Here is a 20,611-nt window from a genome sequence, read left to right on the forward strand (position 1 = left end):
GGCCGGGGATTTCCGCCCGGCGGAATCGCCTCTGCGTCGGTTGCCGGGGCCCGGCCGCTGAACAAAAACGGCCGTATAATATTCAGATACGCGCTCGCGTTAGTATGGCGAATTCATAACGACGACGCAACATGCAACCGAAAATTTCGAAAACATTGGAGGGCATCATCGCCCGCTCGGCATTCAACACGACGAAGGCGGGAATGACGCATTCGCTCAAGGATTACCTCACGCTGGAGCTGCTCCGCGAAGAGGGATCGCTTGCCTATCAGCTTTTATCCTCCCGGCTCAAGGACTGGGAACTCTATCAGGTGCGCCTGCGCATCGAACGCGAGGTCGCCGACGCCAAACAACAGGAGATCTGCTCGCCCGAGGAGTACTACCGCACCTTCTCCGACGAACTGCTCGCCATGCCGGGTGTCGTTCGGAGCGTGTCGACGGCCCATGCGCTGCTGTCGATCATCAGCGATGCCTCGACGGCGACGGCGCGTGTACTGGAGATGTACGGCGTCACGGCCGACTGCGTCTCCGGAGACCTGCAGCAATTCGCCGTGGGCGACGACTTCCGCTCCGAGGTGCAGGTCCGCATGCTCGACCCCGGCGGGGAGAACGGGACCGCGGCGAAGGCTGCGGACCGCCTGCTCGACAAGTTCGGCGTGAACCTCACGCGTCTGGCCCGCGAGGGGAAGATCGACCCGGTCATCGGACGCGAACAGGAGATCGAACGCGTGGTGCAGATTCTCTCGCGCCGCAAGAAGAACAACCCGATCCTGATCGGCGAGGCCGGTGTGGGCAAGAGTGCCATCGTCGAGGGCCTGGCGCTGCGCATCGCACGCGGCGAAGTGCCCTACACCATTGCCGACAAGACGCTCTTTTCGCTCGACGTCTCGGCGCTGGTGGCGGGTACGAAGTTCCGCGGCGAGTTTGAGGAGCGCATGCAGCAGCTTCTGGACGAACTGCGCAAGGCCAAGGATACGATCATCTTCATCGACGAGATACACACCATCGTGGGTGCCGGCTCCACGCAGGGCAGCCTCGATACGGCCAACATCCTCAAACCGGCCCTTGCGCGCGGCGAACTGCAGACCATCGGCGCCACGACGCGCGACGAGTACCGTGCGAACATTGAGTCCGATTCGGCCCTCGAGCGCCGCTTCCAGAAGGTCGCGGTCGAGCCGACGACTCCCGAGCAGACGCTCCGGATCCTGCGCAACATCGCGCCCCACTACGAGCGTCACCACAAGGTGCGCTACACCGAGGAGGCGCTGCAGGCCTGCGTGACGCTCACCGGGCGTTACGTCACCGACCGCTATTTCCCTGACAAGGCCATCGACGCTCTGGACGAGGCCGGATCGAGGGCACACCTGCAGTCGGCGCGCGAACCGGAGGAGCTGCGGGTCATGAAGACGGCGCTCAGCGACGCCAAACGCGAACGCCGCGAGGCGGTCGAGGCGCTGGTCTATGAGAAAGCCGCCTCGGCGCGCATGCGGGAAATCGCGCTGCGCTCGAAGCTGGGTGAGAGCCGCGCCGAATGGAAGCGTTCGCTCGAAAGCAACCCCGTGAAGATCACCGCAGAGCACATCCAGGAGGTGATTACCGCCATGACGGGCATCCCCGCGGAGCGCGTTTCGGACGGGGAGATGACCCGCCTGCAGACCCTTCGCGAGCACCTTGCCAAGCGTGTCGTGGGGCAGCAGGAGGCCGTGGAGAAGATTTCGCGCACCATCCGCCGTTCGCGCGCCGGGCTGAAGGACGAAAACCGCCCCATCGGCGTCTTCCTCTTCGTCGGCCCCACGGGTGTGGGCAAGACACTGCTGGCCAAGGAGGTGTCGAAATGGCTGTTCGACGAGCACCGCGGGCTGATCCGGATCGACATGAGCGAATATGGCGAAAAGCACAATGTGGCGCGCCTGATCGGTTCGCCTCCGGGATATGTCGGCTACGGCGAAGGAGGCCAGTTGACGGAGGCCGTGCGTCGTCAGCCCTACGCCGTGGTGCTCTTCGACGAGATCGAGAAAGCCCACCCCGAGGTCTTCAACGCCATGCTGCAGATCTTCGACGAAGGGCACCTCACCGACGGATCGGGACGCAAGGTCGACTTCCGCAACACGATCATCATCATGACCTCGAATGTGGGGTCGCGCTCCGCGGTCCGGAAGTCGGTGCAGGTGGGTTACAGCACCGTTTCGAAGAGCGCCGTGGCCGACCTGACGCCCCGGAGCGAGTACCGCAAGGCCCTGGAACAGACCTTTGCCCCGGAGTTTCTCAACCGCATCGACGACATCGTGCTGTTCCGCACGCTGGAGATCGCCGACGTGGAGCGGATCGTCGATCTGGAGTTGCAGGGGCTGCTGGCCCGCACGGGCCGGCTGGGCTACAAGGTGAAAATCACCGAAGGGGCCAAACGCCGGCTGGCGGCCATGGGCTACGAATCGCGCTACGGCGCGCGTTCGCTCAAGCGCACGTTGCTGGATAATGTCGAGGAACCGCTCTCGACGCTGATCATCGACGGCAAGCTCCGCGAGGGCGACACCGTGATCGTGGAGTCGGACAAGGGCAGCGGCGTGAAGCTGCGCGTGGCCTGACCGACCGCTTGCAAAGAGGGACCGGGAAACAAATCCCGGTCCCTCTTTGCGTTTTTCCGCAGGAACGCCCCCCCCCTCACTCTCGGTCGTTGTTGCGGGTTGCGGTCGGGAGTTGTGCGGTCGGTGTGCGGGGAGGATCTGTGGCGGATGGTTGCGGCCTGGGGCCTTGTCCCTTGCCGCGGTGGGGAGTCAAGAAAAAGGGCCGATAAGAATATATCGGCCCTTTTTCCTGGTGACATGCGGAATTTACTCTTCCGGTTTCCTTAACTCCAGATACAACTCGTCGAGCTGCGTCTGGTCGATGTATCCCGGGGCGTCGAGCATCACGTCGCGGCCCGCGTTGTTCTTCGGGAAGGCGATGTAGTCGCGGATCGACTCCGAGCCGCCGAACAGCGAACACAGACGGTCGAATCCGAACGCCAGACCTCCGTGAGGGGGTGCCCCGTACTTGAAGGCGTTCATCAGGAAGCCGAAGCGTTTCTGCGCCTCCTCGGGCGTGAAGCCCAACAGTTCGAACATCTTCTCCTGCAGCTTCGAGTCGTGGATACGGATCGAGCCGCCGCCGATCTCCGTGCCGTTGCAGACGAAGTCGTAGGCATTGGCACGCACGTGTCCCGGGTCGCTGTCGAGGTATTGTACGTCCTCGAGTTTGGGCGAGGTGAAGGGGTGATGCACGGCGTAGTAGCGCTGCGTCTCGTCGTCCCACTCAAAGAGCGGGAAGTCGACCACCCACAGCGGGGCGAACTTCTGCGGGTCGCGCAGTCCCAGCTGCTGGGCCACTTCGAGACGCAGGGCGCAGAGTTGCGTCAGCGTCTTGAACTTCTTGCCGCAGAGGATGAAGACCATGTCCCCGGCCTTGGCTCCGCAGCGCTCGGCCATGGCACGCACCTGCTCGGGGGAGTAGAACTTGTCGATCGACGACTTCACGCCGCCCTCCTCGACACGGATCCAGATCAGCCCCTTGGCGCCGATCTGCTGCCGCTTGACGAACTCCGTCAGAGCGTCGATCTGCTTGCGGGTGTAGGTGGCGCAGCCCGTGGCGGCGAATCCGGTGATGTATTCGGCATCGTCGAAGACCTGGAAGCCGTGTCCTTTGGCCAGGTCGGTGATCTGGGCGAACTCCATGCCGAAGCGCAGGTCGGGCTTGTCCGATCCGTATTTCTCCATCGCCTCGATCCAGGGCATGCGGCGCAGCGGTTCCGTCAACTCGATGTCCATCACGTGCTTGAACATGTGTTTGGCCCATCTCTCGAAGATTTCGAGCACGTCCTCCTGCTCGACGAACGACATCTCGCAGTCGATCTGCGTGAATTCGGGCTGGCGGTCAGCGCGCAGATCCTCATCGCGGAAGCAGCGCACGATCTGGAAATACTTGTCGTAGCCGGCGACCATCAGCAGCTGTTTGAGCGTCTGCGGCGATTGGGGCAGGGCATAGAACTGGTTGGGCGACATGCGGCTCGGCACGACGAAGTCGCGCGCTCCTTCGGGGGTCGAACCCACCAGACAGGGGGTTTCGATCTCGAGGAATCCCTCGTCGGAGAGGAAGCGGCGGATCTCCTGGGCCATCTTGTGGCGCAGGATCAGGTTGCGCTGCAGGGGCGGACGCCGCAGGTCGAGGTAGCGGTACTTCATGCGCAGGTCGTCGCCGCCGTCCGAGACCTCCTCGATGGTGAAGGGGGGCACTTCGGCTTCGTGCAGGATGACCACCTTTTCGGCCGTTACCTCAATGTCTCCCGTCGGCATTTTGGGGTTCTTCGACTGCCGCTCAACGACTTTGCCGACGACCTGGATGACCCATTCGCGGCCCACGCGGCAGACCGTTTCGCGGGCCTCGGCGGGGGAGTGTTCCTCGACGACGATCTGGGTGATGCCGTACCGGTCCCTCAGGTCGATGAAGGTCATGGCGCCGAGGTTCCTGACTTTCTGCACCCATCCGGCCAGGGTGACGGTTTGGTTGACGTTGCAGGCCCGGAGGCAGCCGCAGGTATGGGTTCTGTACATGGCGATATGTTGTGTTTAGACGTTACGATCGGCAAAGTTAACTAAAATTCATCATTCCTCGTTCATCAAACCCCGATTAAATGACGGGATACCTTGTTAAAACCGCCCTGTGTTGCAGGAGGGCACCGCCTCAGCCGCCGGGTGCGGATGCAAGGACTTCCGTGCGGCGCAAGGGAGCAAAACCGGCCGCAGCCCCGAAACGGGACTTCCGAACCGGGCATTTTGAATCGAAATCGGGGCATTTGCCTTGCTTCCGGGTGGAGATTGTCGGTGTGGGATGCGGTTCTTTGGAAAAAATGGTTACTTTTGCCGAAAAGAAATCCGGCATGGAACAGCACGAAACCGATGAAAAATTCATGCGGCTGGCACTAAACGAGGCGCGGAAAGCGTTAAAACAACAGGAGGTCCCCATCGGAGCGGTCGTCGTGGCCGACGGCGCGGTGATCGGGCGGGGCCACAACCTCGTTGAAACCCTGGCCGACCCCACGGCCCATGCCGAGATGCAGGCACTGACGGCCGCCGCCGCAACACTTGGGGGCAAGTATCTGCAGGAGTGCACGTTGTATGTGACGGTCGAGCCTTGCATCATGTGCGCCGGGGCGATCGGATGGGCGCAGGTGAGCCGAGTGGTGTGGGGCGCCGACGATCCCAAGAAGGGCTTCCGATGCTACTCCGAGGCGGTGTTCCACCCCAGGACGACTGTGGCACGGGGTGTGCTTCGGGAGGAGTGTGAGGAATTGATGCGTGTTTTTTTTGCGGGTTTGCGCGGATAGATTTGGTAAAAAAGGAATTTTTTTTATACTTTTGCAGCCAACGCGTTTCGAACAGGAGCGCATGAACTGAAAAACTTTCAAAAATAGAATAGAAAAGCAATGAAAAAGTTATTTGTATCGAGTATCGCGCTGTTTGCGGCGCTGTCGCTCTCGGCACAGGATGTTACCGCAATCTACAACGAAGCCGCAGCTGCTTTCGGGGCCAAGGATTTCGCAGGCGCAGCCTCGAAGTTCGAGCAGGTGATCGAGCAGGGGCTGGACAACGAGGAGGCCGCGTCGCTGGTGGCCACGGCCAAGACGACGCTTCCCAAATGCTACTTCATGATGGGTGGCGGAGCGATCCGGACCAAGAACTACGACGAGGCGCTGACGAATTTCACCAAATCGGCGGAGTTGGCCGAACTCTACGGCGACATGAGCCAGATGGCCAAGGCCAACGGCTGGGTGGCCAAGATCTACCAGATCCAGGGCGGCGACGCTTTTAACAACAAGGACTATGCGACTGCCGCAGGCGTGTTCGAGAAGGGCTACAAGGCTGACCCGGACAATACCGCGATGGCGCTGAACCTAGCCATGAGCTACTGCGAAATGGGCGAGTACGAGAAGGGTATGGACATCTATGAAGGAGTGGCCGCCAAGACGCACCCCAAGTATGCGGATGACGTTGCCAAGGCCAAGGAGATGATCGCCCTCTATACCAATAACAAGGTGGCCACGCTCCAGGCAGCCAACGATTTCGACGGTATCATCTCGATGGCCGATGCGCTGCTGGCTAAGAACGCCGGAAACGCCTTGGCTCAGAAGGTCCGCCTGCAGGCCTATGCCAGCAAGAAGGACTACGACAAGGTGATCGAGCAGGGCGAGGCTGCCGCCAAGGTGCAGGCCGATCCCGAGGATATGAGCCTGATGTACCTGACGCTGGGTGCCGCCTACAACGCCAAGGAGATGAAACCGCAGGCCATCGAGGCCTTCCGGAAGGTGACGGCAGGACCGGCAGTCGAGAGTGCGAAAGCCGCATTGGCCGAGCTGACCAAATAGTCTGCGGGCTGCGCGGGGAGCGCGGGGCGGTCGGGGGTCCGAGGAACCTTCGGGCCGCACGGAAGCTAAGCCCCGGGTCCGTCAATAGACCGCAAAGCGGGTTCCGATTTTCGGAACCCGCTTTTTTTGTGCCGATCCGGAAGTGAAGGGCGGGATCAGTCCTCCGACACCTCTTCGGTTGCGGTATTCCGACGGGCATTCTCCCGGATGCGGGCCAGTCCGCTGCGGGTCAGCGGCGTGCGGGCGCAGAGGGTTTCGAATGCCGTCTCGTCCATGTCGAGCCACGCTGCCGCGTCCATCGTCAGCGGATCGAACACGGCATCGAACGCCGCATTGCGGTGTTGCGGGGCGCGACGGTTCCAGGGGCAGGAACTTTGGCACGCGTCGCAGCCGAAGATCCAGCCGTCGAGCTCCGGTTGGCCGGGTTGCTCCCGCTCGATGGTGCGGCACGAGATGCAGCGGTGGGTGTCGATGGTCCGGTCGGGGGCGATGGCCCCCGTGGGGCAGTTGTCGATACAGCTGCGGCAGGTCCCGCAGCGCGACCCTTCGAAAGGTGCATCGTAGCGGTCGGTCTCTTCGGTAAGGATCAGCTCGCCCAGCACGACGTAGCTCCCGTATTGTGGCGTGACGAGCAGCGACTGCCGCCCGATCCATCCCAGCCCGGCCTCTACTGCCAGCTGCTTCTCGGCCAGCGGTGCGGTGTCGACGAAGGCGCGGCCACCCAGACCGGGGTACATGGTGCGCAGGGCGTCGAGCATCCCGCCGAGCATCGCCCGGATGGAGGTGTGGTAATCCGCCGTGCAGGCGTAGGAGGCCACCTTTGTCCGGTGTCCGGGCGGATAGCCCTCGCCGATGCGGTTTTTGTACGACACAGCGCAGACCACGGCCGTCCGTGCGCCTTCGACCAGTCGGCGCGCATCGAAGCGCTTGTCGACGTTGCGCTCCAGATAGCCCAGCGACGATTGGCAGCCGCGGGCCAGCCATGCGCGGAAAAGGGCCTCGTTTTCGGCCAGATGACGGCACGGGGTGATGCCGCAGAGGTCGAAGCCCGCGTTGGCGGCGAGCCGTTTGATGTACAGATGGTCGAGCATTGTGATAATTTACGCCAAAAATAGTGTTTTTTAGTCGGAATTTAGTAATTTCGCAGCATACTTTTGCGTTATCCGAACGTAGCTAATAAGAACACATGATGACTGTCAATACACTGTACGAACTGGTTCGCAACAGCGTGGAAAAGTTTGCGTCGAAGGTCGCTTTCTCGATGTACGGTGGCGACGAGGTGACCTATGCCGAGGTGGGCCGTCGTATTGCCAAACTGCAGGAGATTCTCACCGGTGCGGGGCTTCGCGCCGGGGACAAGGTGGCGCTCTTGAGCAGCAACATGCCCAACTGGGGCATCAGCTATTTCGCCGTCACGTCGGCGGGGATGGTGGCCGTGCCGATCCTGCCCGATTTTTCGGGCGAGGAGCTGGACATGATCATCGAGCACTCGGAGGCCAAGGCCCTGCTCGTGTCGGACAAACTTTTCACCAAACTCTCGAAGCAGACCATCGGGGGGCTTAACGTGGTGGTCCGTACCAAGAACCTCGGCGTCATCTCGCAGCATGTCCGCGAGGAGGGCGCAACGGGCATTCCCCGGCCCGAGGACCTGGCCGTGATCATCTACACGTCGGGAACCACTTCGAAGCCCAAGGGCGTGATGCTGACCCACGCGGCGCTCTGCGCACAGGTCCGGATCTCGGCCTCGATCTTTCCGGTCGACGGCAACGACACGTTCCTTTCGGTGCTGCCCCTCTCGCACACCTACGAGTGCTCCATCGGCATGATCTATCCCTTCTCGATGGGCGCGCGGATGGTCTACCTCGACCGTCCGCCCACGGCCTCGGCCTTGATGCCCGCCCTGCGGGCGATCCGACCGACGGTCATGCTGATCGTGCCGCTGATCATCGAGAAGATCTACCGCCATCAGGTGCTCGCCAAGTTCAACTCCAACTCCTTTTGGCGTGCGCTCTACCGCATCGGCTTCATGCGCCGCTACCTCCACCGCGTTGCGGGCGGCAAGCTGATGAAACTCTTCGGCGGGCGCCTGCGCTTCCTTGGAATCGGGGGTGCGAAACTCGACAGCGGGGCCGAGAAATTCCTGCTCGAAGCCCGTGTCCCCTATGCCATCGGCTACGGATTGACCGAGACGGCACCGCTGCTGGCCGGCGCGGCCCCTTCGCAGGTGCGGCTGGGATCGACCGGACCCCAGGCCCCGGGCGTCGAGCTGCGGCTCGAGAACATCAACCCCAAGACCCGTCAGGGCGAGATCGTGGCCCGCACGCCGAGTCTCATGGTGGGCTATTTCAAGAATCCCGAAGCCACGAAGGAGGTTCTCACGCCCGACGGATGGTTCCGCACGGGAGACCTCGGGGAGCTGGATAAGGACGGCTGGCTCTACATCAAGGGCCGCCTGAAGAACATGATCGTGGGCCCTGGCGGCGAGAACATCTATCCCGAGGACATCGAGACGGTGCTCAATTCGCATGTCTGCATCGCCGATTCGATCGTCACGGAGCAGGAGGGGCGCCTGATTGCCCTGGTGCACTTCAACCGTGAGGAGATCGAGTCGATGATCGACGATTGGCGCGAGGAGTGGGAGAGCAAGAAGGAGGCCTGGGAGGCCAAGACCGAGCAGTTGAAGAAGGAGATCATGGATTTCGTCAACGCCAAGGTCAACCGTTTTTCGCGCATCTCGGAGGTCGTTGAGGAGAAGGAGGACTTCGTCAAGACCCCCACACACAAGATCAAGCGATTCCTTTATAATAAGGACAGGAACGGCCAAACTCCGGACCATCCTGCTTCCGGACAATAGGCAACCCCCCCCCGCTCCGGGAGCGGGGATTCTTTTTGACCCGAAACGAGTGCCCCTCCCGATTTTCGGCGGAGGCATGAGGCTGGTCGCTTTCGATAAAGGGTCTGGAGGGACGTCCGATTTTCTGAAGGGACGTCCGATTTTCGGCCCGGGGCATTTTCGTGAGGCCGTCCGGGTTCGTGGCGTTTTCGCAGGGCCGTCCGGCTTTTAGTTCGGGTTCGTTGCGTTTCCGCAGGGCCGCCTTACTTGAGATAGATGCCGTGGGCGGCACATGTGGCGATCATCTGCTCGGGCCAGATGCTGACCTGAACTTCGCCGATGTGGGCACAGCGCAGGTAGAACATGCAGAGACGCGACTGGCCGATGCCGCCGCCGATCGAGAGCGGCAGACGGCCTTCGAGCAGCAGGCGGTGGAACTCCATTTCGCGCCGCTCGGGACAGCCGCAGATCGCAAGCTGGCGTTCGAGGGCTTCGGCATCGACGCGTATGCCCATGCTCGAAAGCTCGAAGGCACTCTCCAACACCGGGTTCCACACGATGATGTCTCCGTTGAGCCCCTTGTAGCCGCCTTCGGTCGGGGAGCTCCAGTCGTCGTAGTCCGGGGCACGCCCGTCGTGCCGCTGTCCGTCGGAGAGTTCGCCGCCGATGCCGATGAGGAACAGCGCCCCGTATTTGCGGGCCGCCGCCTGCTCGCGCTCCTTGGGTGTCAGCGCGGGGAACTCCTGCAGCAGCTCCTCGGCCTGCAGGAAGGTGATCCGCTCGGGCAGTATGGGCGTGATGTGCGGGTAGAGCTCGTAGACCTCCTCCTCGACGGCCTTCATCGCCTCGTAGATCGTTTCGACGGTCGTTTTCAGGAAGTCCAGATTGCGCTCTTCGGGGCGCATTGTGCGTTCCCAGTCCCACTGGTCGACGTAGAGCGAGTGGATGTTGTCCAGCTCCTCGTCGGCGCGGATGGCGTTCATGTCGGTGTACAACCCGTATCCCGGGGCGATCTTGTAGGATCCCAGTTTCATGCGTTTCCATTTGGCCAGCGAGTGCACGACCTCGGCCCGGCGGTCGCCCAGATCGCGGATCGGGAACGATACGGCGCGCTCCACGCCGTTCAGGTCGTCGTTGATACCCGTGCCCGAAAGGACGAACAACGGGGCTGTGACGCGGCGGAGGCGGAGACGGCGGGCCAGCATGTCGGGGAAAATCTCCTTGAGGCGGGTGATGGCCTGCTCCATCGTTTCGGGAGCGAGTTTGGCCGTATAGTCTTCCGGGATGAACAGCGGCATGGGTTTCGGGGTTTGGATTCGAAAAAAACGGTTTGTTTTGCAAATATACGCAAAGGCGGGGCAAGTCGGCTCTGCCCGAGCTCAAAAAGTGACGGTTCAAGCCCCGGATCCGGAGCTCGGCTGGCCCGTGTCTGCGGCCGGGAGAGGGTGGGGTGGTAAAAATAACGCACGCAACACTCTGTTACGTGCGTTATCGTTACTTCCGGCTTCCGGCTATTTTGCTGCGGGCTGCGACATCGAGTCGGGCTGATGGTGCTTGTCGCCCACGTCGATCAGATTCTCTTCGGAAACCCCCAGCGAACGGTAGTATTCGTTCAGTTCGGCCACAATCTCCTTGCGGTCGGCATAGCTGGCCAGATAGTAGATGTCGCCCAGCTGGTCGAGTTTCTCGTCGATAAGCCCCGAGACCATGTCGCCCTGCACCCCTTCGAAACGGAGGTAGTGCTCGATGTATTCGATCAGCGTTTGGGCATACTCCCTCAAAAGAGCGTCGCCCTTCGCGGCGGATTCCGTGTCGCCCATGGTCGCGGCGGCGTAATAGGCCTCGAGGAAGGGGTAGGTGTTGGTGTCGGTGAAACGCACCTGCGAGGTCGGCATCCGCTTCAGTCCCAGGTCGAGCAGCTCGACGGCCTCCGCGACGCGGTCCTGCCGCAGCAGTTCCTTGGCTACGCGGGCGAAGGCGTCGCGGGCGTGCGAGGCCGAAAGGTTGTACTGGATGAACGAGTCGGCATAGACCCGTGGGTCTTCGAGGTTGCCGTAGCGGAACGTGTCGCGCAGCAGCGGCGCGGCGTAGTCGGCGTCGATGCGTCCGATCTCGAAGGGATTCTGCGTCGGGGTGAGGATCGGCACGAGCCGGTAGGCATAGCCGTCGAACTGGAGGTAGTTCATCAGCCCGAAGTCCTGAAGGATGTAGACCTGCGTCATGTAGATCGGGCGTTTCCAGTCGAAGTTGGCCAGCATGTCGAGGATCATCAGCTGGTTCTTGTCCAGCGAATTTTTCTTGATGTCGATGAACACCGTGTCTACCATCTTGTCGCGGTCCTTTTCGGCCACGATGCCCGAAGCCAGGGCGTTCTCCTTGTTCACCGGCAGGGCGATGCGCTTGGCAGGGATGTAGTCGGCCAGCGAGCCGTCGGCGAGTTTGACCTTGCTGCGAGGGTCGTCGCTGCGCACGAAGGCGATCACCTCTTTGATGTCCAGAGCGCGGTCGACGCGATTGTCGACATAGATCATGTCGTTGGTGAAGGTGTACTTGTGCTTGGGCAGCGAGAAGGGCACCCCTGGGGCATCGTTGGCCTTGGTCTTCATTTCGTCAATGTACCATTCGCCACCGAGGTAGGAGGTGTTCATGATCCGCACGTCGGGGCGCACGCCGTAGACCTCCTGGTTGTTCCACAGCGGGAAGGTGTCGTTGTCGCCGTAGTTGAGGATGATCGAGTTGGGGAGGGTCGACTGGAGGTAGTTCCAGCCGATGTCGCGGGCCATCGTGCGGTGCGAACGGTCGTGGTCGTCCCAGTTCTGCGCCGCGAGGATGGCCGGAACGCCCATCGAGACGACGGTTGCCGCGGCGGCGGCCGTGAGGTTGTTGCGCTTGGTGATCCACGCGATCAGGTCGCGCAGGGCCAGCACGCCGAATCCGATCCAGATCGAGAATGCGTAGAACGATCCGGCATAGACGTAGTCCCGTTCGCGGGGCTCGCCGGGCGAGGTGTTGAAGTAGAAGACCAGGGCGATACCCATCATCACGAACATCCACAGCACGATCGAGAAGTTGCGCTGGTCGCGGTTCAGCTGGTAGATGAGCCCGATGAGTCCCAGCAGGAAGGGGAGGAAATAGTAGGTGTTGCGGCCCTTGTTTTCGGCGATTTCGCGCGGCAGGTTGTCCTGCGGGCCGACGTATTTCTCGTCGATCCAGCGGATGCCCGAGATCCAGTTGCCGTCGGATATCGTCGTGCGCGAAGGCTGTATGTCGCTCTGGCGTCCCACGAAGTTCCACATGAAATAGCGCCAGTACATGTACGAGAGCTGGTAGTTGAGGAAGAAGTGGATGTTTTCCCAGAACGTCGGTTCGGTGATGGTGTGGGTCTCGCCGTAGGAGTCGGTGTAGCCCCGTTTGCGGCCAAAATCGAGTGTTTCGCCGCGCATGGGGCGTCCCTGCCCGTCGCGCAGGATCTCACCCTTGTCGTCGCGCAGCGTCTCGGTCTTGGTACGGTAGGCGGCCCACTCCATGTAGGCCTTTTCGCCCTTGGAGTAGTTCCACATGCGGGGGAACAGCTGCATGAACTCCGGGTCGTGGGTGTAGCCCGTGATCACCGAGGCGGTTTTGTACTTGCCGTCCTCGTCCAGATACCAGATCTTCTTCTCCTTCACGCCCTTGGGGGGAGCCGAATACTGTGCGCCGTACAACAGCGGCCGGTCGCCGTACTGGTCGCGGTTCAGGAGCGACAGCAGGGCGTGGGGGTTGTTGGGGTTGTTGGAGTTCATCGGCGGGTTTGCCGCGGCGCGGATGGTCACCGAGGCGTAGGAAGAGTAGCCGACGAGAATCATGGTCGTAGCCAGCAGGACGGTGTTCAGCAGGACGCGTCCCCGTTTGTGTGCCGACCATGCGGCCCATCCCAGGCCGATGATCAGCGCCAGGGCGAAGAGCGTGATGCCCGAGTTGACCGGCAGGCCGAACGTGTTGACGAACAGCGTGTCGATCTGCGCCCCGATCCAGACGGTGTGGGGGATGATGATGTTGTTGACGAAGACGATCATCGCCCCGGAGATCAGCGTCGACCACGTGATGCCCCGCCACGTCACCCGTTCGGTCTTGCGGAAGTAGTAGATGAAGACCAGTGCGGGGATGCAGAGCAGGTTGAGGATGTGCACGCCGATCGAGAGGCCCATCAGGTAGGCGATCAGCACGATCCAGCGCGAGGCGTGGGGTTCGTCGGCCTGCTCCTCCCATTTAAGCATCAGCCACACGACCAGCGCCGTGAACATCGACGAGAGGGCGTAGACCTCGCCCTCGACGGCCGAGAACCAGAATGTGTCGGTGAAGGTGTAGGCCAGGGCCCCGACGGCTCCGGCACCCAGAATGGCCCAGGTGTTGGCCGGGGTGAGCTGTGCGCCGTCGCGCGTCACCAGACGCCGCGCCAGATGGGTGATGGTCCAGAACAGGAACAGGATGCAGAAGGCGCTGGCCAGCGAGTTCATGGCATTGACGGCGATGCCCACGTAGTCGGGGTTTCCGAAGGCGAAGAGCGTGGCCAGGCGCGCCAGCATCATGAACAGCGGAGCTCCGGGCGGGTGTCCCACTTCGAGTTTGTAGGACGTCGCGATGAATTCCGAGCAGTCCCAGAGGCTTGAGACGGGTTCCATCGTCATCAGATAGACCGTTGCCGCGATGGCGAACACGACCCAGCCCGTGATGTTGTTCCAGCGTTTGTAAAAGTGCATATCCGAGAAAACTTTTTCGTAACTACTTATCGAGCAAAAGTAATGATTTAACGCGGTTTTTCCAACCTTATTATGTGAAATCATTTAGAGCCACCTTTTCCACCATTTTTTCGGCGGGGCCTCCGCCGGTGCCGCCGATGCGGTTGCGGCGGCGGGGGGCGTTGCGGATCCGACGGCTGTATCCGCCCCTCGGCGTTTGCGGCGGCGCGACGGCTTGGCCGCTGAGGACTTGGGGGCGTTTTTGGATGCGGCGGCCGCTGCGGAACTGCTTCCGGCAGTTTTCGCAGCATTGCCGCCCGCTTTCGAGGAGCTTCCGCCCGGCTTCGGGGAGTTTCCGCCCGTTTTCGCGATGTTGCTGTTGCGCGTGGTATCGGCGGTGCGGGAGGCTGTTTTCCCGGCCGGTTCGATGGGGGTTCCCGGTGCGGGGCGTGTGCCCCGTCTGCGGCGCGGACGCGATGGGCGGGAGACCGCCCCGGATTCGGGCTGCGCCGGATTTTGCCCCGGCTGCGATGCTTTTGTGCCTTTGCGGGCGTCGTTCTGTTCCGTGTTGGGGTCCGGCTGCTGTCCGGCGTCCGCATTGCGGGCGGAGGACTGTGCCGACCGGGCTCGGACGTTGCGGGCCGGTTTCGGCTCCCTGGAGTGTGTCGGCTGCTGCGCGGCCTTTCGTGCCGGGGCGGCCTTGCGCAGGGCATATTCCGGAACCGGGCCCTCGGTGGGGATCGTAAGCCCGGTGAGCTTCTGAATGTCGCAGAGATATTCGAATTCGTCCTCCGAGCAGAACGACCACGCCGCGCCCTCGTGTCCCGCTCGGCCCGTGCGTCCGATGCGGTGGACGTAGGTTTCGGCCACCTCCGGCAGGTCGTAGTTGATCACCAGCGGCAGTTGGCTGATGTCGATTCCCCGCGCGGCGATGTCCGTGGCGATCAATACCCGGCATGCGCCCGTCTTGAAGTCGTTCATGGCCTTCACGCGGGCGTTCTGCGACTTGTTGCCGTGGATGGCCGAGGAGGTGATCCCGGCCCGGTTGAGAATCTTGGAGAGGCGGTCGGCGCCGTGTTTGGTGCGGGTGAAGACCAGCACCTGCGGGGCGTCGGATTCCCCGAGCAGGTCGATCAGCAGCTGGCTTTTTTCGCTCTTCTCGGCAAAATGAACCTTCTGTGCGATGGTCTCGACCACCGACGCCGGGGGTGTGACGGTGACCAGCACCGGGTCGCGGAGAATCTTCGCGGCCAGAGCGGCGATTGATTCGGGCATCGTGGCCGAGAAGAAGAGTGTCTGACGCCGCTCGGGCAGCAGGGGCAGGATGCGGCGGATGTCGTGGATGAAGCCCATGTCCAACATGCGGTCGGCCTCGTCGAGCACGAAGAACTGGATCGTGTCGAGCGTCACGTAACCCTGTGCGATCAGGTCGAGCAGCCGGCCCGGAGTAGCCACCAGCAGGTCCACACCCTTCTGAAGGGCGTCGACCTGCGGGCGCTGGTTGACCCCGCCGAAGATCACGCAGTGGCGAATGGGGGTGTAGCGGGCGTAGTCGCGGCAGCACTCGTCGATCTGAATGGCCAGTTCGCGCGTCGGGGTCAGGACCAGGGCGCGGATCGGACGGCGGCCCTTGGGGGCCGGTTCGGCGGCTAAAAGTTGGAGCATCGGCAGCGTGAAGGCTGCGGTTTTCCCGGTCCCGGTCTGGGCGCAACCCTGCAGGTCGCGGCCTTCGAGTACGGGCGGAATGGCTTGTTGCTGAATGGGGGTGGGATTCGTGTACCCCTTTTCTCCGATGGCGCGCAACAGCGGCTCGGAGAGTCGTAAGTCTTGAAATTTCATATAATCGGCGTAAAGGTACGATTTATTTTTCGGTTTCCGTGTAAAAATTCGTACCTTTACCCGTTCAAAACGTTAATTCGCGATTATGGATTCCAAACTCGTACTTTACAATACGCTCACCCGCCGCAAGGAGGTCTTCGAGCCGCTCGTTCCGGGCCGCGTGGGCATGTATGTCTGCGGTCCCACGGTTTACGGCGATCCGCATTTGGGCCACGCCCGGCCCGCCGTGACGTTCGACCTGCTGTTCCGTTACCTCAAGGTTTCGGGCTACAAGGTGCGCTACGTGCGCAACATCACCGACGTGGGCCATCTGGAGCACGATGCCGACGAGGGCGAGGACAAGATCGCCAAGAAGGCCCGGCTCGAACAGTTGGAGCCGATGGAGGTGGCGCATTACTATACGGAGCGCTACCACCGGGCGATGGACGCGCTCAATGTCGAGAGCCCCTCGATCGAACCCCATGCCTCGGGACATATTATCGAGCAGATCGAGTTCGTGAAGAAGATTCTGGCCGACGGCTACGCCTACGAGGCGAACGGTTCGGTCTACTTCGATGTGGAGAAGTACAACGCCAAATACAACTACGGCCGCCTGTCGGGCCGCAATCTCGAAGACATCGTCGCCAACACGCGCGAGCTGGACGGGCAGTCGGACAAACGCCACTCCTACGACTTTGCGCTGTGGAAGAAGGCCTCGCCCGAGCATATCATGCGCTGGCCGTCGCCCTGGAGCGACGGATTCCCGGGATGGCACATGGAGTGTTCGGCGATGTCCACGCGCTACCTCGGGGAGCGTTTCGACATCCACGGCGGCGGCATGGACCTGATGTTCCCCCACCACGAGTGCGAGATCGCGCAGTCGACCGCCGCTCTGGGTCACGACTCGGCCCGCTACTGGCTGCACAACAACATGATGACGGTCAACGGGCAGAAGATGGGCAAGTCGCTGGGTAACTTCATCACGCTGGAGGAGTTCTTCACCGGGTCGCACCCGAAGCTCTCGCAGGCCTATTCGGCCATGACGATCCGTTTCTTCGTGCTTCAGGCCCACTACCGCTCGACGCTCGACTTCTCGAACGAGGCCCTGCAGGCCGCCGAGAAGGGGCTGGACCGCCTGATGAAGGGTATCGAGACGCTCGGGAAGATCAAACCCGCGGAGACTTCGACGGTCGATCCCGCCGAGCTGGAGCAGCGTTGCGCCGAGGCGATGGATGACGACCTGAATTCGCCGATGGTCATTTCGGCCCTGTTCGACTGGGTGCGCATCGTCAACCAGCTGGCCGACGGCTCGCAGACGATCACGGCCGCCGACCTCGCGGCACTGACGGCCACCGTGCGCCGCTATGCTTTCGATATTCTGGGTCTGCGCGACGAGAAGGCCGCCGGTACGGCCTCGGGACGCGACTATGTGACGCCGCTGGTCGAGATGCTGCTGGACGAGCGCCTGAAAGCCCGCGCGGCGAAGGACTGGGCCGCCTCGGACCGCATCCGCGACGGACTCACGGCCGCCGGCATCCGCGTCAAGGACCGCAAGGACGGCACGGACTGGGAACTGGAGTAGGAAACGCCGGCCGGTGTGGTGAATCCGGGGCAGGATCTGCCCCTCCGCAGCGGCATCCCTCCACCTCTGCGCCAACGGTCCGCCGCGGAGCGACGGGTCAAACGGCGAATTTCACCCCGAAGTTCGCCGCACGGAAACCGAACATGAAATTTTGAGCATATTATGGTACTTGCGGAACAGATCAAGGAGATCGAGCAGCGTCGGGAAGCGCTGGAACGCTGTTTGGATATCGACCAGAAGCGCATCGACCTGCGCAACGAAGAGGAGAAAACCCAGGAGCCGAATTTCTGGGACACCCCCGACAAGGCGCGCGAACAGCTGCGCAAGGTGGCGGGGATCAAGGCATGGGTCGATGACTACGATGCCATTTGCAAGGATGCCGAGGACCTTCGGCTGATGCCCGACTTCGTGAAGGAGGGTGTGGTCAGCGAGCAGGAGATGGACAGCCACTATGCCGCGACGCTCGAGAAGATCGAAAAACTCGAAATGCGCAACATGCTGCGCCGCGACGAGGACAAACTCGGGGCCATCCTCGACATCAACGCCGGGGCGGGCGGCACGGAGGCGCTCGACTGGGCGTCGATGCTGATGCGCATGTACACCCGCTGGGGCGAGGCCCACGGCTACAAGGTCAAGGTGCTGGACTTCCAGGCCGGCGACGAAGTCGGTGTGAAATCCTGCACGCTGGAGTTCGAGGGGGAATACGCCTACGGCTACCTCAAGAGCGAGAACGGCGTGCACCGCATGGTGCGCCTGTCGCCGTTCAACGCCAACAACAAGCGTCAGACCACGTTTGCGTCGGTATTCGTGTCGCCGGCCGTTGACGACACGATCGAGATCACGGTCAATGCCGCCGACATCGAGTGGGACACGTTCCGCTCGTCGGGTGCCGGGGGACAGAACGTCAACAAGGTGGAGACGGCCGTGCGCCTGCGCTACCACGCGAAGGACCCCGACACGGGCGAGACGATCGAATACCTGATCGAGAACATGGAGACGCGCTCGCAGCTGATGAACCGCGAGAACGCCATGCGCATCCTCCGTTCGAAACTCTACCAGCGCGAGCTGGACAAGCGGATGGCGACGCAGCAGGCGCTGGAGGCATCGAAGAAGAAGATCGAGTGGGGTTCGCAGATCCGCTCCTATGTCTTCGACGACCGTCGCGTGAAGGACCACCGCACGGGGGTGCAGACCTCGGCTGTGGAGTCGGTGATGGACGGCGATCTGGACACCTTCATCAAGGCCTATCTGATGGAATACGGGGCGCAGGCGTAGGGAAGTCGCGCGGCGCCACACCCTTCGCTTGATGCCGTGCCGCCCCGCAGTCTCTTTGTAACCGTCGCGCCGCAACCGTTGTGCTCTGTGCCGCAACCGTTGTGCGATGCTGCATCCTTCGCGTGACGCCGCCCCGCAGTTTCTTTGCCCCCTTCGCGCCGCACAGCACGGCCGTTGGGGCGGCTGGTGCGATCCCGCAGAGCGGGCGCAGCTATCCGGGACTATTCTTGCGGCATGCAATGCGTCGCCCCGGTCCCGTTCGGACGGGACCGGGGCTTTCCAAACCAAAAAAGCACACCCCGATTGCCGGGGTGTGCTTTTTTTCGGTTGTTCCGTGAGTTACTCCGAAACGATTGCTTCGCTCGGGCATACACCTGCGCAGGTGCCGCAGTCGATACATTTGTCGGCGTCAATCACATAGATGTCGCCGGCCGAAATAGCCTCTACGGGGCACTCGCCGATGCAGGTACCGCATGCAACGCACGAGTCGGTAATTTTGTAAGCCATTGTTGTTGTGTGTTTGTTGTTAAATGTGTGTGAGTGCAAATATAAAAACTTATTTGATAATATCAAAACCCGTGTAGGGAATCAGCGCCTCGGGGATGCGGATGCCTTCGGGGGTCTGATAGTTCTCCAGCAGTGCGGCCACGATGCGCGGCAGGGCGAGCGACGAGCCGTTGAGGGTGTGTGCCAGTTGTATTTTCTTCTCCTCGTCGCGGTAGCGGAGTTTGAGACGGTTGGCCTGGAACGACTCGAAATTCGATACCGATGACACTTCGAGCCAGCGTTTCTGCGCCTCGGAGTAGACTTCGAAATCGTAGGTCAGCGCCGAGGTGAACGACATGTCGCCGCCGCACAGGCGCAGGATGCGGTAGGGCAGGCCCAGGGCCTTGACGATGCTCTCTACGTGTGCCACCATGCCGTCCAGTGCCTCGTAACTCTTTTCGGGCAGCGAGAGCTGCACGATCTCCACCTTGTCGAACTGGTGCAGACGGTTCAGTCCGCGCACGTCCTTGCCGTAGGATCCGGCCTCGCGGCGGAAGCAGGGGGTGTAGGCGGTCATCTTCACGGGGAAATCCTCCTTGTCGAGGATCACGTCGCGGTAGATATTCGTCACGGGCACTTCGGCCGTGGGTACGAGGTAGAAGTTGTCGACCGTGGCGTGATACATCTGGCCCTCCTTGTCGGGGAGCTGTCCCGTGCCGAAGCCCGAGGCCTCGTTGATCATCACGGGCGGCTCCACCTCGAGGTATCCGGCAGCTGTGTTGCGGTCGAGGAAGAAGTTGATCAGCGCGCGCTGCAGCCGGGCTCCCTTGCCCTTGTAGACGGGGAATCCGGCGCCGGTGAGTTTCACACCCAGGTCGAAGTCGATGATGTCGTACTTACGGGCCAGTTCCCAGTGGGGCAGCGGGTTTTCCGGCAGTGCGGTGTAGCTTTCCACGAGTTTGACGACGAGGTTGTCCTCTGCCGTCTTGCCTTCGGGTACGATCTCGGCGGGGAAGTTCGGCAGCGAGACGATGGCCGACTGCAACTCCTGCCGGACGTCGGTCAGTTCGGCTTCGAGACGCGAGGATTTCTCCTTGAGGTCCGTCACGAAGCGTTTGCGCTCCTCGGCCTCCTCGCGGCGGCCCTGGCCCATCAGTGCGCCGATCTCCTTGGCGGCCTTGTTCTGAGCAGCCAGCGTGTTGTCGAGTTCCAGCTGGAGGGCTTTGCGCCGGTCGTCGAAGCTGATGATTTTTTCGATGATCGGTGCGGCGTCCACTCCCTTTTTGGCCAGTTTGCGTGCGGCGGCCTCTTTGTCATCGCGGATTTGCTTTATCGTAAGCATAGTATCGTGTGTTTTTTTGTGTTTTTCACTTACAATCTGCAAATTTAGTAAAATAGCGCCAAACTGTCACGCTGTGGCGGCGTTTTTTGCGATTTTGCCGAAAACCGGACGTTTGCCCGAAGCCGGAGTCCGCTTTCGGCTGTGCGGGGGGGCGGGATAT

General features: G+C 61.9%; 12 protein-coding genes and 1 pseudogene. 6 read left to right on the plus strand and 7 right to left on the minus strand.

The genetic code is table 11. The features are described from left to right. Positions 1–131: 131 nt before the first annotated feature. Positions 132–2,585 (plus strand): ATP-dependent Clp protease ATP-binding subunit, encoded by a 2,454-nt coding sequence (locus QZ460_RS01025; RefSeq protein WP_290539727.1) that lies wholly within the window; start codon positions 132–134, stop codon positions 2,583–2,585. Positions 2,586–2,831: 246 nt separating this feature from the next. On the opposite strand, the gene aspS is transcribed toward QZ460_RS01025, so the two are convergent. Next, positions 2,832–4,586: an aspartate--tRNA ligase gene (gene aspS, locus QZ460_RS01030; protein ID WP_290539728.1), complete on the minus strand. Its 1,755-nt coding sequence runs from the start codon at positions 4,584–4,586 to the stop codon at positions 2,832–2,834. Between the two features lie 326 nt (positions 4,587–4,912). Between aspS and QZ460_RS01035 the strand changes: the two genes are divergently transcribed. Both QZ460_RS01035 and QZ460_RS01040 read left to right on the plus strand, forming a co-directional pair. After that, complete coding sequence (locus QZ460_RS01035) at positions 4,913–5,359, plus strand: nucleoside deaminase (RefSeq protein ID WP_290539729.1); 447 nt, start codon at positions 4,913–4,915, stop codon at positions 5,357–5,359. 99 nt (positions 5,360–5,458) lie between these two features. Further along, positions 5,459–6,397, plus strand: a complete 939-nt coding sequence (locus QZ460_RS01040; RefSeq protein ID WP_290539730.1) for a tetratricopeptide repeat protein — start codon at positions 5,459–5,461, stop codon at positions 6,395–6,397. A 155-nt stretch (positions 6,398–6,552) separates the two neighbouring features. On the opposite strand, the gene queG is transcribed toward QZ460_RS01040, so the two are convergent. Further along, entirely contained in the window at positions 6,553–7,488 is a 936-nt protein-coding gene (gene queG, locus QZ460_RS01045; RefSeq protein WP_290539731.1) for a tRNA epoxyqueuosine(34) reductase QueG, read from the minus strand. A 98-nt stretch (positions 7,489–7,586) separates the two neighbouring features. Between queG and QZ460_RS01050 the strand changes: the two genes are divergently transcribed. Then, positions 7,587–9,251, plus strand: coding sequence for an AMP-binding protein (locus QZ460_RS01050; RefSeq protein ID WP_290539732.1), 1,665 nt, complete (start codon positions 7,587–7,589; stop codon positions 9,249–9,251). A 242-nt stretch (positions 9,252–9,493) separates the two neighbouring features. On the opposite strand, the gene asnA is transcribed toward QZ460_RS01050, so the two are convergent. From asnA to QZ460_RS01065, 3 genes and pseudogenes are all read right to left on the minus strand, one after another. Beyond that, on the minus strand, positions 9,494–10,528 hold the full coding sequence (gene asnA / locus QZ460_RS01055; protein ID WP_290539733.1) for an aspartate--ammonia ligase: 1,035 nt from the start codon (positions 10,526–10,528) through the stop codon (positions 9,494–9,496). A gap of 213 nt (positions 10,529–10,741) precedes the next feature. Continuing rightward, positions 10,742–13,969, minus strand: a complete 3,228-nt coding sequence (locus QZ460_RS01060; RefSeq protein WP_290539734.1) for a DUF2723 domain-containing protein — start codon at positions 13,967–13,969, stop codon at positions 10,742–10,744. Between the two features lie 726 nt (positions 13,970–14,695). Beyond that, positions 14,696–15,787 (minus strand): annotated as a pseudogene (locus QZ460_RS01065) (DEAD/DEAH box helicase); the annotation flags it as partial. An 85-nt stretch (positions 15,788–15,872) separates the two neighbouring features. On the opposite strand from QZ460_RS01065, the gene cysS reads away from it, so the two are divergent. Both cysS and prfB read left to right on the plus strand, forming a co-directional pair. Beyond that, positions 15,873–17,348 (plus strand): cysteine--tRNA ligase, encoded by a 1,476-nt coding sequence (gene cysS / locus QZ460_RS01070; protein ID WP_290539735.1) that lies wholly within the window; start codon positions 15,873–15,875, stop codon positions 17,346–17,348. A gap of 162 nt (positions 17,349–17,510) precedes the next feature. Further along, complete coding sequence (prfB, locus tag QZ460_RS01075; RefSeq protein ID WP_290539736.1) at positions 17,511–18,623, plus strand: peptide chain release factor 2; 1,113 nt, start codon at positions 17,511–17,513, stop codon at positions 18,621–18,623. A 339-nt stretch (positions 18,624–18,962) separates the two neighbouring features. On the opposite strand, the gene QZ460_RS01080 is transcribed toward prfB, so the two are convergent. Beyond that, a complete protein-coding gene (locus QZ460_RS01080; protein ID WP_019151157.1) occupies positions 18,963–19,130 on the minus strand; it encodes a 4Fe-4S binding protein in 168 nt (55 codons plus the stop codon). A 49-nt stretch (positions 19,131–19,179) separates the two neighbouring features. Further along, positions 19,180–20,451 carry a serine--tRNA ligase gene (gene serS / locus QZ460_RS01085; RefSeq protein WP_290539737.1) on the minus strand — a complete coding sequence of 424 codons (1,272 nt, stop codon included), beginning with the start codon at positions 20,449–20,451 and terminating at the stop codon, positions 19,180–19,182. Between the last annotated feature and the right edge of the window lie 160 nt (positions 20,452–20,611).

This window comes from Alistipes sp. (assembly GCF_020026455.1).
In the GTDB taxonomy this organism is placed as follows: Bacteria; Bacteroidota; Bacteroidia; order Bacteroidales; family Rikenellaceae; genus Alistipes.

What these genes read in the sequence shown, in the direction of transcription:
- QZ460_RS01025 (WP_290539727.1), top strand. Translation starts at nt 132, where the DNA reads ATGCAACCGAAAATTTCGAAAACATTGGAGGGCATCATCGCCCGCTCG.
- aspS (WP_290539728.1), bottom strand. Translation starts at nt 4,586, where the DNA reads ATGTACAGAACCCATACCTGCGGCTGCCTCCGGGCCTGCAACGTCAAC.
- QZ460_RS01035 (WP_290539729.1), top strand. Translation starts at nt 4,913, where the DNA reads ATGGAACAGCACGAAACCGATGAAAAATTCATGCGGCTGGCACTAAAC.
- QZ460_RS01040 (WP_290539730.1), top strand. Translation starts at nt 5,459, where the DNA reads ATGAAAAAGTTATTTGTATCGAGTATCGCGCTGTTTGCGGCGCTGTCG.
- queG (WP_290539731.1), bottom strand. Translation starts at nt 7,488, where the DNA reads ATGCTCGACCATCTGTACATCAAACGGCTCGCCGCCAACGCGGGCTTC.
- QZ460_RS01050 (WP_290539732.1), top strand. Translation starts at nt 7,587, where the DNA reads ATGACTGTCAATACACTGTACGAACTGGTTCGCAACAGCGTGGAAAAG.
- asnA (WP_290539733.1), bottom strand. Translation starts at nt 10,528, where the DNA reads ATGCCGCTGTTCATCCCGGAAGACTATACGGCCAAACTCGCTCCCGAA.
- QZ460_RS01060 (WP_290539734.1), bottom strand. Translation starts at nt 13,969, where the DNA reads ATGCACTTTTACAAACGCTGGAACAACATCACGGGCTGGGTCGTGTTC.
- cysS (WP_290539735.1), top strand. Translation starts at nt 15,873, where the DNA reads ATGGATTCCAAACTCGTACTTTACAATACGCTCACCCGCCGCAAGGAG.
- prfB (WP_290539736.1), top strand. Translation starts at nt 17,511, where the DNA reads ATGGTACTTGCGGAACAGATCAAGGAGATCGAGCAGCGTCGGGAAGCG.
- QZ460_RS01080 (WP_019151157.1), bottom strand. Translation starts at nt 19,130, where the DNA reads ATGGCTTACAAAATTACCGACTCGTGCGTTGCATGCGGTACCTGCATC.
- serS (WP_290539737.1), bottom strand. Translation starts at nt 20,451, where the DNA reads ATGCTTACGATAAAGCAAATCCGCGATGACAAAGAGGCCGCCGCACGC.